Raw genomic sequence first — 14,480 nt, 5'->3', positions numbered from 1 at the left:
ACCCCCGTTCACGGGACCACACGGTCGGACTAGCCTGTCCCGGTGCCCACCCCCGCTGCCGAGTTCGCCGTCGACGTGCCGCTCGTCCGGGCCCTCCTCACCGACCAGCACCCGGACCTGGCAGCGCTCCCGCTCGAGGTGGTGGCGAACGGGTGGGACAACGTGATCCTCCGGCTCGGGGACCTGCTGGCCGTCCGGCTCCCCCGCCGCGAGGCCGCAGCGCGCCTCGTCGAACACGAGCAGCGGTGGCTCCCCGAGATCGCCCGGCGGGTCGCCCCGATCGTCCCGGTCCCCGACCCGGTCCGGATCGGCCGTCCCGCGCTCGGGTACCCGTGGTCCTGGAGCGTCGTCCGGTGGCTGCCCGGTGTCCCGGCTGGGGGACGACCCGCCGGGGTCGCGGTCGCCGAGGGGCTCGCCGCGTTCCTCGGGCTGCTGCACGTGCCCGCCCCGGCGGACGCACCGGTGAACCCGTTCCGCGCCGTCCCGCTGCGGGACCGGTCTGCCGCCGTCCTGGAACGCCTGCGGACCGCGGACGTGCCCCGTGCCGGCGAGCTGGCCGCGCTCTGGCGGACCGCGGCCGACCTTCCCGCCCACGCCGGGCCTCCCGTCTGGGTGCACGGCGACCTGCACCCGTTCAACGTCCTCGTCGAGCCCGGGCCGCGCGGAGACCGCCTGTCGGCGGTCGTCGACTTCGGCGACGTCACCGCAGGGGACCCGGCCGTCGACCTCGCGACCGCCTGGCTGACGCTCGACCGGGAGGCCCGGCGCACCTTCCGCGCGCTCGTCGCGGTCGACGAGGACACCTGGACCAGGGCACGTGGCTGGGCCGTGTCCATCGCTTCCGCCCTCGCGACGAGTGAGGACAGCGTGTTCCGGACGGTCGCACGACGCGGGATCGACGCCACCCTCGACGGCTGAGCGGAACGGGGTTATCGTCTCTCCACACCATCCGTGCACGTGAAGATCGGAGGGGCCTGATGACCCTCGAGTTCCGCGTCCAGCACGACGTCGACACCGACGCCGCACCCTCTTCCTCCCCGTCCACCCGATCCGGTCTCCGAGGGCTCCTCGACCGCCTCGCCGAGCGCCGGGCCGCCGCCAGGGTCCGCCGGGCCGATGCGCAGCTGCACGAGCTGGCCGACCTCGAACGGCTGCTCTCCGGAGCCCGCGGCGTCATCGAGCAGGGCTGGATCCAGCACGCCTGGTTCGCCTACGTCGACGACAAGGGCCGGATGCGCAAGGCGTCCAGCGCGGCGGCGATGGACGTCGCCGGCCGGCCGCTCGTCGGCGCGTGCCTCGTCGGGGCCGTGGTCTACGCGGCCGGCGGACCGCACGCGGTCCACTCGCAGCCGGTGCAGCGCGCACTCGACGTCGTCTGGCACGCGCTCGCCGTGGAAGAGGGCGCACCCGTGCTCTGGTGCCCGGCACCCGACGTCCGGATGGGGCGCGTGCGCGACCTGACGAGCTGGAACGACGCCCCGTCGCGGACGTCGACCGACGTCGCGTCCCTGCTGCTCACGGCCGAACGGGTCGCGGTGTCCGAGTCGGAGCGCATCCGGGCGCGAGTGGTGGCACGATCGAACGCATGAACGACGTGCCGGGACCCGCTGTCGACGACGTCCCGATCGTGCGGGCAGCCCCGCCCGGCGGGACGCTCGCGGCGGTCGGGAACGCACGCCTCAGCGACGAGGGCGGGTCGGCGGTCACCGACGAGGACGACGTGAAGGCGACGCTGCAGCGGTACCTGCAGAAGCACCGTGCCGCGCTGCTCGGGAAGCTCGACGGGCTCGCCGAGCGGCAGGCGCGGTGGCCGGTGACGCCGACGGGGACGAACGTCCTGGGGCTGGTGAAGCACGTGGCCGCCGTGCAGTCGGAGTACTTCGGCCAGGTGTTCGACCGGCCGCTCCCCGATCCACCGGCCTGGCACGACTCCGACGACGACCGCGACATGTACGCGACCCTCGACGAGACGATGGCGGACATCGTCGCGTTCCACCACGCGAGCGCCGCCCACGCCGACGCGACGATCGCAGCGCTGCCGCTCGACGCGCGCGGGGTCGTGCCGTGGTGGCCGGAGGGGCACCGCGACGTCACGCTGCACCGCATCCTGGTGCACATGGCGTACGAGACCGCCCGGCACGCGGGGCACGCCGACATCGCCCGCGAGATGCTCGACGGCCTGGCTGGCGACGGCGACGGCAACCTCGCCGAGAAGACCCCGGCCGAGTGGGTCGAGTGGCGTGAGCACCTGATGTCGATCGCCGAGCAGGCCGGCCTCCGGAGCGCCGGCCTGTAGCGCGTCCGCGCGCAGCATCGTTACCGTTCTCCCAGGTACGCAGCCGTAGTGGGCGTCTGATCAGGCTTTTTCGTCTGATCGTCCGCGCAGGTGAGCGGCCCCCGAGCGGATCTCGGTTGTACGGATCGCGCACGCGCTGCGTACCTTTGGCGGCGATCGTGCCCCGAACCGTGGGCAGAAATGCCGACCAGAGGGGAACCAGCGACCGGTGTTCTTCAACTACGTCACGGAGCGATGGAGCCAGATCTGGTTCGCGTCGTGGCAGCACTTCTCACTGGTCGTCCAGTGCACCGTGCTCGCCACCGTCATCGCGGTGGTGCTCGCAGCACTCGTCTACCGCAGCCCGCGGCTCCGGTCGCTCGCGAACGAGGTGTCGACCATCGGTCTGACGCTGCCCTCGTTCGCCGTGATCGGGTTGCTGCTCGTCCCGCTCGGGTTCGGCGTCGTGCCGTCCGTCGTGACCGTCACCTTCTTCGCCGCCCTGCCGATCCTCCGGAACGCGGTCGTCGGGCTCTCCGAGATCTCCCCCGCCGTCGTCGAGTCGGCCAGGGGCATCGGGATGAGCCGCTTCCGCACCCTCTGGCAGGTCGAACTGCCGATGGCGTGGCCGATCATCCTCACCGGGGTGCGGGTGTCCGCCCAGATGGTGATGGGCGTCGCCGCGGTCGCCGCGTACGCGCTCGGCCCGGGGCTCGGCGGCTTCATCTTCTCCGGCCTGTCGCGACTCGGCGGCGCCAACTCGCTCAACTCCGTCGTGGTGGGGGTCGTGGGCGTCGTCCTGCTCGCCCTCGTCCTCGACCTGCTCCTCCTCGGCCTCGGCCGTCTGACCATCTCGCGAGGTATCCGTGTCCAGCACTGACGCACCCATGTCCCACGACGTCTCGGCCGACGTCACCGGCCGCAGCATCCTGCTCGACACCGTGACGAAGCGGTACGCCGGAACGTCGAAGCCAGCCGTGGACGGCATCACGCTCGAGATCCCGGCCGGCAAGATCGTCATGCTCGTCGGCCCGTCCGGCTGCGGCAAGACCACGACGCTGAAGATGATCAACCGCCTGATCGAGCCCACCGAGGGCCGCATCGTGGTCGGCGACGACGACGTCACCGCGATCGACGGCGACGAGCTGCGCCGCCGGATGGGCTACGTCATCCAGGCCGGCGGGCTCTTCCCGCACATGACCGTCGCCGCGAACATCGCGATCGTGCCGAAGATGCTCGGCTGGTCCAAGGACAAGATCGCCGCCCGCGTCGACGAGCTCCTCGACCTGGTCTCCCTCGACCCGGACACCTACCGCGACCGCTTCCCCCGTGAGCTCTCCGGCGGGCAGCAGCAGCGTGTCGGTGTCGCCCGCGCGCTCGCCGCGGACCCGCCCGTCCTGCTCATGGACGAGCCGTTCGGCGCCGTGGACCCGATCACCCGCCAGCGCCTGCAGGACGAGCTCCTCCGCATCCAGGAGGAGCTGCACAAGACGATCGTCATCGTCACGCACGACTTCGACGAGGCCGTGAAGCTCGGCGACTGGATCGTGATCTTCTCCGAGGGTGCGCACATCGTGCAGTACGACACCCCGGAGCGGATCCTCGCCGAGCCCGCGAACGAGTTCGTCGAGAACTTCATCGGGTCCGGCGCCGGCCTCAAGCAGCTGACGCTGAACCGGGTCCGCGACGTCGAGGTCGTCGACGCGGTGACCTGCTCGCCGGGGGAACAGGCCGCGGCCGTGCTCCAGCGGATGCGCGAGGCCGGTGGCCACGGGCACGCCGTCGTCGTCGACCGCCGGCAGCGTCCGATCGGCTGGCCGTCGCGCCGGCAGCTCGAACGCCTCGACCGGATCCCGGAGGGCATCGAGCCGAACCTGCCCGTCGTCGGTGAGGGTGCGACCCTGAACGACGCGCTCGACACCATGCTCGTCTCGAGCGCCGGAGCCGCACTGGTCACCGGGCGTCGCGACGCGTTCCGCGGGGTCATCACCGTCGAGACCGTGATGGACGCGATCACCCGGTCCCGCGCCGCCGCGGCCGAGGAGCAGGCGTACACGCCGGTCGGGACGAACACGAACCCGATCGAGACCATGCCGTCGACCCGTCCGGCAGCGTCTGCCGGGTCGAGCGCCGGTGGTTCGTCCGCCGGTGGTTCGTCCGCCGGTAGTTCGTCCGCCGGTGGTTCGGAGGTCGTCGATGACTGACGTCGTGACCGAACCGCGCGTGCGCCCGGCGCGTAGTGCGTCCTGGAAACCCCTGGTCATCCAGCCCGTCGCGATCCTGGTCGTGCTCGGCGCCTTCGCGATCTGGCTGGCCACCGCCGACCTCACCGCGACCGAGCGTTCGACGCTGAACCCCGCGGACCTGCTCGCGCTCACCTGGCAGCACGTGCTGCTCACCATCGTGTCGACGCTCATCGTGCTCGTGATCGGCATCCCGCTCGGCATCGTCCTGACCCGTGGGCCGTTGCGCCGGGCCAGCGGGGTCATCCTCGCGGTCGCGAACTTCGGCCAGGCCGCTCCCGCGGTGGGCCTCGTCGTGCTCCTGGCGTTCTGGCTGGGCTTCTCGTTCTGGGCCGCCGTCATCGCGCTGGTCCTCTACGCGATCCTGCCGGTGCTGCGGAACACGATCATCGGCATCGAGAGCGTGGACTCCCGGCTCGTCGAGGCCGGCCGTGGCATGGGCATGAGCGCGTTCGCGGTCCTGCTCAGGGTCGAACTGCCCCTCGCCGTCCCGGTGATGCTCTCCGGCATCCGCACCGCGCTGGTGCTCCTGGTCGGCTCGGCGGCCCTCGCGACGTTCATCGGCGCCGGCGGTCTCGGCCTCCTGATCACCACGGGCGTGAACCTGTTCCTGCCGAAGGTGCTGGTCTCCGGCGCCCTGCTCATCGCGCTCCTCGCGCTGTCCATCGACTGGATCGGCCGCATCGTCGAGACCGTCGCACGACCGAAGGGACTCCGATGACGACCCGAACCCGAACCCGCCGACGCATCGTCGCCGGTCTCGTCGCCGGCGCCGCGGCCCTCGCACTCACCGGCTGCGGCCTGCAACCGGCGACCTCGTTCGTCCCCGCGGCCGAACCGGGCACCATCAAGCGCATCGACGACCTGCCCGACGGCGCGCACATCACCGTCACCTCGAAGAACTTCACCGAGCAGCTCGTGCTCGGGAAGATCGCCGTGCTCGCCGCGAAGGCCGCCGGGTTCGAGGTCACCGACGAGACCAACGTCCCCGGCAGCGTCGCCGTCCGCCAGCTCATGACGAGCCACGACGCCGACATGACGTACGAGTACACCGGCACTGCATGGCTGACCTACATGGGCCACAAGGAGGGCATCCCGGACAAGACCGAGCAGTGGCAGGCGGTCAAGGACGAGGACGCCGACAACGGGCTCACGTGGCTCGACCCGGCGCCGATGAACAACACGTACGCGTTCGCCGTGCGGAAGGAAGCGGTCAAGGGGCTCGGCGGCATCACGAAGCTGTCCCAGATCGCGGACCTGCCGGCCGACCAGCGCACCTTCTGCGTCGAGTCCGAGTTCAACTCCCGCGCCGACGGCTTCAAGCCGATGCTCGCGAAGTACGGGCTCCAGCTCGGCGGGTCCGGTGCGAACGCGATCCCGAAGGGGAACGTCGACATCCTGGACACCGGCACGGTGTACACGGCGACCGACCGCGGGACGTGCAACTTCGGTGAGGTCTTCACCACCGACGGTCGCATCAAGTCGCTCGGCCTGCAGGTGCTCGAGGACGACGAGGGGTTCTTCCCGGCGTACAACGTCGCCCCGGTGCTCTCCAGCTCCGTGCTGCGCGAGTACCCGGAGCTCGAGGACGTCTACGACCAGATCTCGCCGAAGCTCACCGACGCGGTGCTGCAGGAGCTGAACCGGCAGGTGGACGTCGAGGGGCGCGAGCCGGCCGACGTCGCGTTCGACTGGATGGTCAAGGAAGGGTTCGTCACGCGGGGATGACGGCGACTCCGGCGATCCGGGCCGCGGTGTCGCGCATCAGGGCGACGACCTGGACGCGCACCTCCTCGGGGTCGGTGCCCTCGTGCCGTGCGGCGCTCCGGAGTGCGGTCATCACCATGCCGAGGAGCATCTCCGCGGCCTGCGGGGTGGCTGCCTCCGGCCCCCAGGCGGGATCGCGCTCGAGGACGGTCCGCACCGCGCCGGTCATCGCCTCCGCGACGGTCGTCATCCTGGTCACCTGGCGGCGCATGAGCTGGGGGAACCGGACGATGAGCTCCTTGCGCTCGTGCCGGTGTCGTTCGTCGCCGAACGTGTCGCCGAACACCAGGAACGCCAGGTCCACGACCGCCTGCGCCGCGGGTCGCCCGGCGACGGCGAGCACGTGGGCTCCGAGGGTCTCCGGGGACAGGTCGAGCTCGGTGTGCCCGAGGACCGCGTCCTCCTTGCTCTCGAAGTAGTTGAAGAACGTCCGGGGCGAGATGTCCGCGCGGGCGGCGATCTGCTCGATCGTGGTGCGGTCGATGTCCTGTTCGAGCACCAGGGCCCGCGCGGCCGCTGCGATGCGGGTGCGGGTCTCGATGCGCTTGCGGTCGCGGAGACCCATCTCGCCGGGGGTGACACTGTCGGGCATGGCACGACTGTAACCGGGACGTCATCTGGTTTGCAGCAAACGCAAACTTTCAGTCGTGCAACGGACAGTACGGTTGGCGCATGACCACTCCCGTGCTCGAGGCCAGAGACCTCACGAGGACCTACGGCCGCGGTTCCACGCGGTTCGATGCGCTGAAGGGAGTGTCGCTCGCGGTGCACCAGGGCGAGAGCCTGGCGATCGTCGGCAAGTCCGGATCCGGCAAGTCGACGCTCATGCACCTGCTGGCGCTGCTCGACAAGCCGTCCTCGGGCGAGATCCTCCTGGACGGCACCGACGCGGCGACGCTCAGCGCCCGGCAGGTGAACCGCACCAGGAACAGCACCTTCGGGTTCGTGTTCCAGCAGTTCTTCCTGACGCCGAAGACCTCCGTGCTCGACAACGTCGTGCTGCCGCTGAAGATCGCGGGCATCTCTGGTGCGGAGCGGAAGCGCCGGGGGATGGCCGCGCTCGACGCCCTGGGGCTGGCGGACAAGGCCAAGAACGACGCGAACGACCTCTCCGGCGGGCAGAAGCAGCGCGTGGTCATCGCGCGAGCGCTCGTGGGGGAGCCGAGCGTGATCTTCGCCGACGAGCCCACCGGCAACCTCGACACGAACACCGGTGAAGTCGTCGAGGACATGCTCTTCGGGCTGCAGCGCGAGCGCGGGATCACGCTCGTCGTCGTCACCCACGACGAGGAACTGGCCGCACGGTGCGACCGCAGCGTCAACGTCCGCGACGGTCTCATCGTCGGCGGGTCCGGCGGGTCCGGCGGGTCCGGTGGCGCCGATGCGCCCGCCCCGGGTGCCCACGAGCACGGAAGGCACTCCGCATGAACTTCCTCGACCTCCTGAAGACCGCGGTCGGCAACACCTTCCGCTCCAAGCTCCGCACCACGCTGACGGTCATCGCGATCTTCATCGGTGCCTTCACGATCACCCTCACCTCCGCCATCGGCACCGGCGTCGGCAACTACATCGACACCCAGGTCGCGTCGATCGGCGACACCGGGGCGCTGACGATCACGAAGACGGTCGACAGTTCCTCGACGGACAGCGGCCCCGCGAAGTACGACCCGGATGCGTCCACCCAGAGCGTCGACCGCGGGCCGGCCTCCTTCGGGTACCTCTCGCAGTCCGACGTCGACAAGATCAAGGACGTCACGGGCATCGACACGGTGCGGCCTGCGGTCGCGCTCAGCCCGAAGTACGCCGAGTACGGCAGCGAGGGCAAGTACGTCGTCACGCTGTCCGCCAATGCCGGTGAACTCAAGGCGGACCTGGCCTCGGGCAAGCAGCTCGACGACAGCACCGACGCGAACCAGGTGATCCTGCCGACGAACTACCTGAAGAACCTCGGGCTCGGCACCGCGAAGGCGGCCGTCGGCAAGGAGCTCACCTTCGCGGTGGACGACTACCAGGGCGCCGAGCACACCCTCACCGCGACCGTGGTGGGCGTGCAGAACGAGTCGCTGTTCGGCGGGAGCGCCGGTGCGAACTCCGCCCTGACGGACGCGATGCAGCAGGCGCAGGAGACCGGCAAGCCGGCATCGATCGCCACCTCGTACGCCAGCGCCTCGGCCACCCTGAGCGACGGTGCGACCGCGTCCACGGTGAAGAGCGCGCTGTCGAAGGACGGCTACACCGGGCAGACCATCCAGGACCAGCTCGGGCAGTTCCAGACCGTCATCAACGGCATCGTCGGCGTGCTCAACGCCTTCGCCGTGATCGCGCTCATCGCGGCCGGGTTCGGCATCATCAACACGCTCCTGATGAGCGTGCAGGAGCGCACCCGCGAGATCGGCCTGATGAAGGCGATGGGCATGGGCGGCGGCAAGGTCTACACGCTGTTCTCGCTCGAGGCCGTGTTCATCGGCTTCCTCGGCAGTGCGATCGGCGCCGGTGTGGCGATCGCGCTCGGGACGGGGATCTCCAACGTCCTCGCCGGGACCGTGCTCAAGGACCTGCCGGGGCTGCACATCCTGCAGTTCGCGCCGTCCTCGGTGATCACGATCATCGTCGTGGTGATGGTGATCGCCTTCCTCGCGGGCACGCTGCCCGCCCGACGGGCAGCGCGTCAGAACCCGATCGAGGCACTCCGGTACGAGTAGCGCCGCAGGTGCATAGTGTCGGACCGGTGACGGCATTCGGGCGGGACCTCGGCGACGGCTGCACGCTGACGCTGCGGGACCTCTCGACCGTCGAGGCGGTGCACGACCTCGTGCTCGCGAACCTCGACCGCCTCCGTGCCGCCGAACCGTGGGCGTGGGGGTCGCAGACGCTCGAGGACACGTCCCTGCACACCGAACGGATGCTCGCCCAGTACGCGATGGACCGGTCGTTGCCGTGCGTCATCCGCGTGGACGACCGCGTCGTCGGTGCCGCGTCACTGGCCTTCGACACGTACCTCGGGCAGGCATCGCTCGGCTACTGGATCGATGCCGGCCAGGAGGGACGGGGCATCGTCCGGCGGGCGGCCTCCGTCCTCGTCTCGGTCGCCGGGGCGCGGGGCGCGAGACGGGTCGAGATCCGCACGGCCGTCGGCAACGAGCGGAGCCGCGGGCTCGCCGAGCGGCTCGGCTTCACGCACGAGGGGACCCTGCGGAGCGCACTGCCGCTCGGGCCCGCGCGGGTCGACGTCGCCCTCTACGGCCGGGTCCTCTGACCCGACCGCTCCGGTCGGCCGTCAGGAGCCCTGGGTGGCGTGCTGCCACGCCGCGAACGTGCCGAACCCGACGAACAGTGCGACGAGCACGATCCAGACGGCGAGGGCGATGACGCTGAGCAGGATGCCCCACCCGGCGCGACCGCGCGCGAGCGGTTCGCGGCCGCGGGACGCGATCCCGAGGCAGAGCCCGACGATCGGGGCGAAGAACGTCCACCCCGCGAGCAACGAGCAGATGCCGAGCACGAGACTCGCGGTGCCGAGGCCGGTCCTGGGGGATTCGGAGTACGTGACCATGCCTGCGACGCTACGGACCCGCTCGTGGCGAGTCGTCCCTCCCGGTGGGGATCCGGGTCCCCCTGCGGACTGATGGTCACCCGCCGCCGGTATCGTCGTCGTCATGGCTCTGTTCGGACGGCGTGGCAAGGACTCCACCGAGCGACCCATCAGCCAGGTCGAGCTCAAGCGTGCGGTGGACGAGGGCTTCCTCATCTCGAAGGCGGCCGTCGTGATCGCCGTCGCGAACCGGATCATCACGAACTCCCTCCGTGACCAGGGGTTCTTCGACCACGCGGTCGCAGCCGAGGCGACGCGCGAAGAACTGCACCGGATGGCCGAGGAGCAGCGCGGCGACGCCCAGCGGATGCGGGAGATCCGGTCGAAGGCGATCAAGCAGAAGGGCCGCTCGAAGCACCAGCACGACTACCGGCGCGGCGACGACGTCAAGCTCCGCACGCGCGAAGCCCAGTACGAGCAGCTCGCGACGATGCTCGACCGACGCCGTGACGACCAGGGCTTCGTCGACGGCATCGTCCTCGCCGCGCGGGCCCGCGCGTGGGACGACATCGGCACGACCGTCGTCGGCCGCCTGGGGTGGGCGCAGCGCCCGACCGAGGGCTACGAGATCGGCCGGGACGACCGCGTGCAGCAGATGCTCGACGAGGACTTCGCGGCCCTGCTCGCGGAGCACCCCGTCGGCTCCGGCCCGAGCGCGGTCGAGGACACCGACGACGCCTCGGACGGCGCCTCCGACGACGACGGCACGGACGCCGCCGACGCCGACACCACCCGCAGCTGACCCCGGCACCGCGGCTGGGGGTCCGCACACGCGCGACTCGTAGGCTCGGTGCATGGTCGATGCGGTGGTGGTCGGGGCGGGACCGAACGGGCTCGCCGCCGCGGTGACGTTGGCGCGTGCCGGGCTCTCCGTCGAGGTGGTCGAGCGCAACGACACCATCGGCGGCGGGGCCCGTACCGCCGAGCTCACGCTGCCCGGGTTCCTGCACGACGTCTGCTCCGCCGTGCACCCGATGGCGCTGCAGTCCGAGTTCTTCCGGCGTTTCCGGCTCGAGGACCGCATCGAACTGCGGCTCCCCGAGGTGCAGTACGGCCACCCGCTCGACGGTGGGCGCGCCGGCATCGCGTACCGGGACCTCGAGCGCACGGCCGCCGAGCTGGGCGTGGACGGGCCGGCGTTCCGGAACCTGATGGGCCCGCTCGCGCGGCACGCCGACCAGGTGGCGGACTTCGCGACGGACGCGCTGCTCCACGTCCCACGGCACCCGCTCACCGTCCTGCAGTTCGGCCTGCGCGCGTTGGAGCAGGGCAGCAGTGCCTGGAACGCCCGCTTCCGGCAGGACGTCGCGCCGGCGATGATCACCGGGGTCGCGGCGCACTCCATCCAGCACATGCCCTCACTCGCGACGGCCGCAGCAGCCCTCTCGCTCGGTGTCTACGCCCACGCCAGGGGCTGGCCGGTGCCGATCGGGGGCAGCCAGGCGATCGTCGACGCGCTCGCCGCAGACCTCGTCGCGCACGGTGGCACGATCGAGACCGGGCGGGAAGTCCGGTCCCTCGCAGACCTGACACCCGCCAAGGCGGTGCTCTTCGACACGAGCGTCCCCGGGATGCTGCGGATCGCCGGGAAGCAGATCCCGTCGCCGAAGCGCGGTGCGCTGCGGCGGTTCCGGTTCGGCAACGCCGCGGCGAAGGTCGACTTCGCGCTGTCCGACCCGGTGCCGTGGACGAACGCCGAGCTCCGGAAGGCCGGCACCGTGCACATCGGCGGGACACGCGCGGAGATCGCCGCGGCCGAGGGCGATGTCGCACGCGGACGTCACGCCGAGCGGCCGTACGTCCTCGGCGCCGAACCGACCGTGGTCGACCCGAGCCGCGCCCCGGAGGGCAAGCACGTCTTCTGGGCGTACGCGCACGTCCCCGCGGGATCCGACGTCGACCACACCGAGATCGTCACGCGGCAGATCGAGCGGTTCGCCCCGGGGTTCCGCGACACGGTCCTCGCGACGAGCTCGCGCACCGCGGTCCAGATGGGCGAGTACAACCCGAACTACGTCGGCGGGGACATCGCCGCCGGCGCCGCGAGCTTCTGGCAGCTCGTGAAGCGCCCGCTGCTCTCCGGCGACCCGTGGCGGATGGGCGGTGGGATGTACCTCTGCTCGGAGGCGTCCGCACCCGGCCCGGGCGTGCACGGCATGGCCGGTTGGCACGCCGCACGGAGCGCCCTGCGTCACACCTTCGGGCTCCCCGAAGACGTCGATCTCACACCGGAGGACTGAACACCATGGCCAAGAACGTCCGGATCCTGCACTGCACGCCCGAGGACGTCTTCGACGTGTTCGGGGACGGCTGGCTCTACACGACGTGGGTCGTCGGTGCGTCCCGGCTCCGGAACGAGGAGCGCGGGTGGCCCGAGGTCGGCACACGCCTGCACCACTCGTTCGGGGTCTGGCCGCTGGTCATCAACGACGAGACGACCTCGCTCGAGTGGGACCCGCCGCGCCACATGGTGATCCAGCCGAAGGGGTGGCCGATCGGGGAGGCCCGGGTCGAGCTGAGCGTCGAACCGCACGCCAAGGGGTGCAAGGTCACGATCGTCGAGAACGCCGTCGCCGGACCGGGGTCCTGGGTGCCCGGCTTCGTCATCCAGCCGCTCATCTGGATCCGGAACCGCGAGACGCTGCGCCGGCTCGGCTGGGTCGCGACGGGTCGCGCCCGCAACTCCTGACGAGCCGGACGGGAGGCCCGTGGCGGCGCCGCCACGGGCCTCCCGTCCGCCTGGCTGCCACCTACACAGCGCGGCTGAAGACGCTCGCGCGCGTCACCTGGTCCTCGGTGAGGGCGACGCCCGTGTACCGCTCGAACTGCCGCGCTGCCTGCAGCGCGATCACCTCGGCACCCGTGATGACGTGCTTGTCCGCGGCGCGACCCGCGCGGACCAGCGGGGTCTCCGAGGGGAACGCGACGACGTCGAAGACGGTGTGGGCCGCGTCGACACGGTCCTGCTCGAAGGCGAGGGTCTCCGCCTGGTCGCCGTCCATGCCGAGCGGCGTGACGTTGACGAGCAGGTCGACGTCGCCGGCGTCCTGCTCCGACCGCGCCCACGCGTAGCCGTACTGGTCGGCGAGGGCCGGACCGGTGTCCTCGTTGCGGGCGAGCACCGTGAGGTGGTCGAAGCCCGCGCCGCGGAACGCCGCCGTGACCGCCTTCGCCATGCCGCCGGAGCCGCGGAGCAGCACGCGGGAGGCCGGATCCACGTCGTGGGAGGCGAGGAGGGCGGCGACGGCCTCGTAGTCGGTGTTCGACGCGGTGAGCACACCGTCGTCGTTCACGACGGTGTTCACGGACTGGATCGCGGCGGCCGACTCCTCGATGGTGTCGACGAGCGGGATGATCGCCTCCTTGAACGGCATCGACACCGAGCATCCGCGGATGCCGAGCGCTCGGATCCCGGTGACGGCGCCGGGGAGGTCGGTCGTCGTGAACGCCTTGTAGAGGAAGTTCAGCCCGAGCTCGTCGTAGAGGAAGTTGTGGAACCGGGTGCCGATGTTGCTCGGCCGGGCCGCGAGCGACATGCACACCTGCATGTCCTTGTTGAGGATGGGCATCCGGTCAGTCTCGCACGGGATCCCGACGGATTGGAGCGGTCCACACTCGGTGGTCGTCCCGGCAGGGGTACCGTCTGGGGTGATGACTGACCTTCCTGAGACCATGCGTGCCGTCCGCTTCGACGAGTGGGGTGACCGCGGCGTCCTCCACGTCGCCGAGGTCCCCGTCCCCACGGTCGAACCGGGCCGGGTGCTCGTCCGCGTCCGTGCCGCCGGGATCAACCCTGGGGAGTCCGCGATCCGCCAGGGGACCTTCGGCGGTGACCTGCCGTCCGGGCAGGGCACCGACTTCGCCGGGATCGTCGTGGCCGTCGGCGAGGGCGTCGACGGTGTCGACGAGCGCGAAGAGGTCATCGGCTGGTCGTGGGAGCGCTCGAGCCAGGCGGAGTACGTCTCTGTCCCCGCCGAGCAGGTCGTCCAGAAGCCACGCCTGCTCGACTGGACCGTCGCCGGCGGGCTCGACGTCGTCGCGACCACGGCGGCAGCGGCCGTGCGCGCGGTCGACCCGAGGCCGGGGGAGACCGTCGTGGTCTCCGGCGCCGCCGGTGGCGTCGGCGGCTTCGTCACGCAGCTCCTCACGAACGAGGGGGTCGACGTGATCGCCGTCGCGTCCGAGGCGAACCACGAGTGGCTCGCGTCGAAGCGTGCACGCCCCGTGGCCTACGGCGACGGGCTCCAGCAGCGCATCGAGGAGCTCGCGACGAACGGCATCGACGCGCTCATCGACACGCACGGCGCCGAGTACGTGCACCTCGGGATCGCCCTCGGGATCCCGGCGGACCGCATCGAGACGATCATCGCGTTCGAGGCGGCGGCCGAGGTCGGGGCGAAGGCCTCCGGCAGCACGGACACCGCCGACCCGGAGATCCTCGGGGCGCTCGCCGCGATGGTCGCCGAAGGGGCGATCGAGGTCCCCGTCGCGAGCACGTACCCGCTCGAGCGTGTGCAGGACGCGTACGAGGAACTGGAGCAGGGGCACACCCGCGGGAAGATCGTGCTCGTCCCCTGAGCGCCCGGTGGGGTTCTCCCCACCC

The 14,480-nt window shown here is 71.1% G+C and carries 17 protein-coding genes; 14 read left to right on the top strand and 3 right to left on the bottom strand.

Translation table 11 applies throughout. The features are described 5' to 3' along the window. Window positions 1–42: 42 nt before the first annotated feature. The 7 genes from EDF24_RS02155 to EDF24_RS02125 all read left to right on the top strand — a co-directional run bounded on the left by EDF24_RS02155 (window position 43) and on the right by EDF24_RS02125 (window position 6,246). Complete coding sequence (locus EDF24_RS02155; protein ID WP_123700962.1) at window positions 43–918, top strand: aminoglycoside phosphotransferase family protein; 876 nt, start codon at window positions 43–45, stop codon at window positions 916–918. A gap of 59 nt (window positions 919–977) precedes the next feature. Then, window positions 978–1,589: a hypothetical protein gene (locus EDF24_RS02150; RefSeq protein ID WP_123654952.1), complete on the top strand. Its 612-nt coding sequence runs from the start codon at window positions 978–980 to the stop codon at window positions 1,587–1,589. Then, window positions 1,586–2,296 (top strand): DinB family protein, encoded by a 711-nt coding sequence (locus EDF24_RS02145; protein WP_123700961.1) that lies wholly within the window; start codon window positions 1,586–1,588, stop codon window positions 2,294–2,296. The genes EDF24_RS02150 and EDF24_RS02145 overlap by 4 nt, the downstream gene beginning before the upstream one ends. Before the next feature lie 208 nt (window positions 2,297–2,504). Then, entirely contained in the window at window positions 2,505–3,155 is a 651-nt protein-coding gene (locus EDF24_RS02140; protein WP_123654950.1) for an ABC transporter permease, read from the top strand. Between the two features lie 7 nt (window positions 3,156–3,162). Next, on the top strand, window positions 3,163–4,479 hold the full coding sequence (locus EDF24_RS02135) for an ABC transporter ATP-binding protein (protein WP_123700960.1): 1,317 nt from the start codon (window positions 3,163–3,165) through the stop codon (window positions 4,477–4,479). Continuing rightward, entirely contained in the window at window positions 4,472–5,239 is a 768-nt protein-coding gene (locus EDF24_RS02130) for an ABC transporter permease (protein WP_185017323.1), read from the top strand. Before EDF24_RS02135 ends, EDF24_RS02130 begins: the two co-directional genes overlap by 8 nt. Next, window positions 5,236–6,246, top strand: a complete 1,011-nt coding sequence (locus EDF24_RS02125; protein ID WP_123700959.1) for a glycine betaine ABC transporter substrate-binding protein — start codon at window positions 5,236–5,238, stop codon at window positions 6,244–6,246. The genes EDF24_RS02130 and EDF24_RS02125 overlap by 4 nt, the downstream gene beginning before the upstream one ends. On the opposite strand, the gene EDF24_RS02120 is transcribed toward EDF24_RS02125, so the two are convergent. Continuing rightward, window positions 6,233–6,877: a TetR/AcrR family transcriptional regulator gene (locus tag EDF24_RS02120; RefSeq protein ID WP_123700958.1), complete on the bottom strand. Its 645-nt coding sequence runs from the start codon at window positions 6,875–6,877 to the stop codon at window positions 6,233–6,235. The two genes, EDF24_RS02125 and EDF24_RS02120, sit on opposite strands and share 14 nt — an antisense overlap. A gap of 80 nt (window positions 6,878–6,957) precedes the next feature. Here EDF24_RS02120 and EDF24_RS02115 point away from each other — a divergent pair, with 80 nt between their 5' ends. Genes EDF24_RS02115 through EDF24_RS18990 form a run of 3 tightly spaced genes read left to right on the top strand, consistent with a single transcriptional unit; the run spans window position 6,958 to window position 9,541 of the window. Next, the gene (locus tag EDF24_RS02115) at window positions 6,958–7,713 is read left to right on the top strand and encodes an ABC transporter ATP-binding protein (RefSeq protein WP_260233332.1); all 756 of its coding nucleotides are present in this window, start codon (window positions 6,958–6,960) and stop codon (window positions 7,711–7,713) included. Continuing rightward, on the top strand, window positions 7,710–8,987 hold the full coding sequence (locus EDF24_RS02110) for an ABC transporter permease (RefSeq protein ID WP_123700957.1): 1,278 nt from the start codon (window positions 7,710–7,712) through the stop codon (window positions 8,985–8,987). The genes EDF24_RS02115 and EDF24_RS02110 overlap by 4 nt, the downstream gene beginning before the upstream one ends. A gap of 26 nt (window positions 8,988–9,013) precedes the next feature. Then, window positions 9,014–9,541 (top strand): GNAT family N-acetyltransferase, encoded by a 528-nt coding sequence (locus EDF24_RS18990; protein ID WP_185017320.1) that lies wholly within the window; start codon window positions 9,014–9,016, stop codon window positions 9,539–9,541. 21 nt (window positions 9,542–9,562) lie between these two features. On the opposite strand, the gene EDF24_RS02100 is transcribed toward EDF24_RS18990, so the two are convergent. Beyond that, on the bottom strand, window positions 9,563–9,838 hold the full coding sequence (locus EDF24_RS02100; RefSeq protein ID WP_123700955.1) for a hypothetical protein: 276 nt from the start codon (window positions 9,836–9,838) through the stop codon (window positions 9,563–9,565). Between the two features lie 103 nt (window positions 9,839–9,941). Between EDF24_RS02100 and EDF24_RS02095 the strand changes: the two genes are divergently transcribed. The 3 genes from EDF24_RS02095 to EDF24_RS02085 are packed head-to-tail and all read left to right on the top strand — an operon-like array spanning window position 9,942 to window position 12,566. Continuing rightward, window positions 9,942–10,619 (top strand): hypothetical protein, encoded by a 678-nt coding sequence (locus tag EDF24_RS02095; RefSeq protein WP_123700954.1) that lies wholly within the window; start codon window positions 9,942–9,944, stop codon window positions 10,617–10,619. Window positions 10,620–10,671: 52 nt separating this feature from the next. Further along, complete coding sequence (locus EDF24_RS02090; RefSeq protein WP_123700953.1) at window positions 10,672–12,117, top strand: NAD(P)/FAD-dependent oxidoreductase; 1,446 nt, start codon at window positions 10,672–10,674, stop codon at window positions 12,115–12,117. A 5-nt stretch (window positions 12,118–12,122) separates the two neighbouring features. After that, a complete protein-coding gene (locus tag EDF24_RS02085) occupies window positions 12,123–12,566 on the top strand; it encodes an SRPBCC family protein (RefSeq protein ID WP_123654940.1) in 444 nt (147 codons plus the stop codon). Window positions 12,567–12,627: 61 nt separating this feature from the next. Here the strand turns inward: EDF24_RS02085 and EDF24_RS02080 are convergent, their stop codons facing one another. Then, the gene (locus EDF24_RS02080) at window positions 12,628–13,446 is read right to left on the bottom strand and encodes a shikimate 5-dehydrogenase (protein WP_123700952.1); all 819 of its coding nucleotides are present in this window, start codon (window positions 13,444–13,446) and stop codon (window positions 12,628–12,630) included. Between the two features lie 82 nt (window positions 13,447–13,528). On the opposite strand from EDF24_RS02080, the gene EDF24_RS02075 reads away from it, so the two are divergent. Further along, complete coding sequence (locus EDF24_RS02075; protein WP_260233331.1) at window positions 13,529–14,455, top strand: NADP-dependent oxidoreductase; 927 nt, start codon at window positions 13,529–13,531, stop codon at window positions 14,453–14,455. Window positions 14,456–14,480 lie beyond the last annotated feature (25 nt).

Origin of the sequence: Curtobacterium sp. PhB130, from assembly GCF_003755165.1 — a bacterium.
Taxonomy (GTDB): Bacteria; Actinomycetota; Actinomycetes; order Actinomycetales; family Microbacteriaceae; genus Curtobacterium.
The sequence above is the reverse complement of the archived record's forward strand: the minus strand, read 5'-3'. Positions and strand labels throughout refer to the sequence as shown.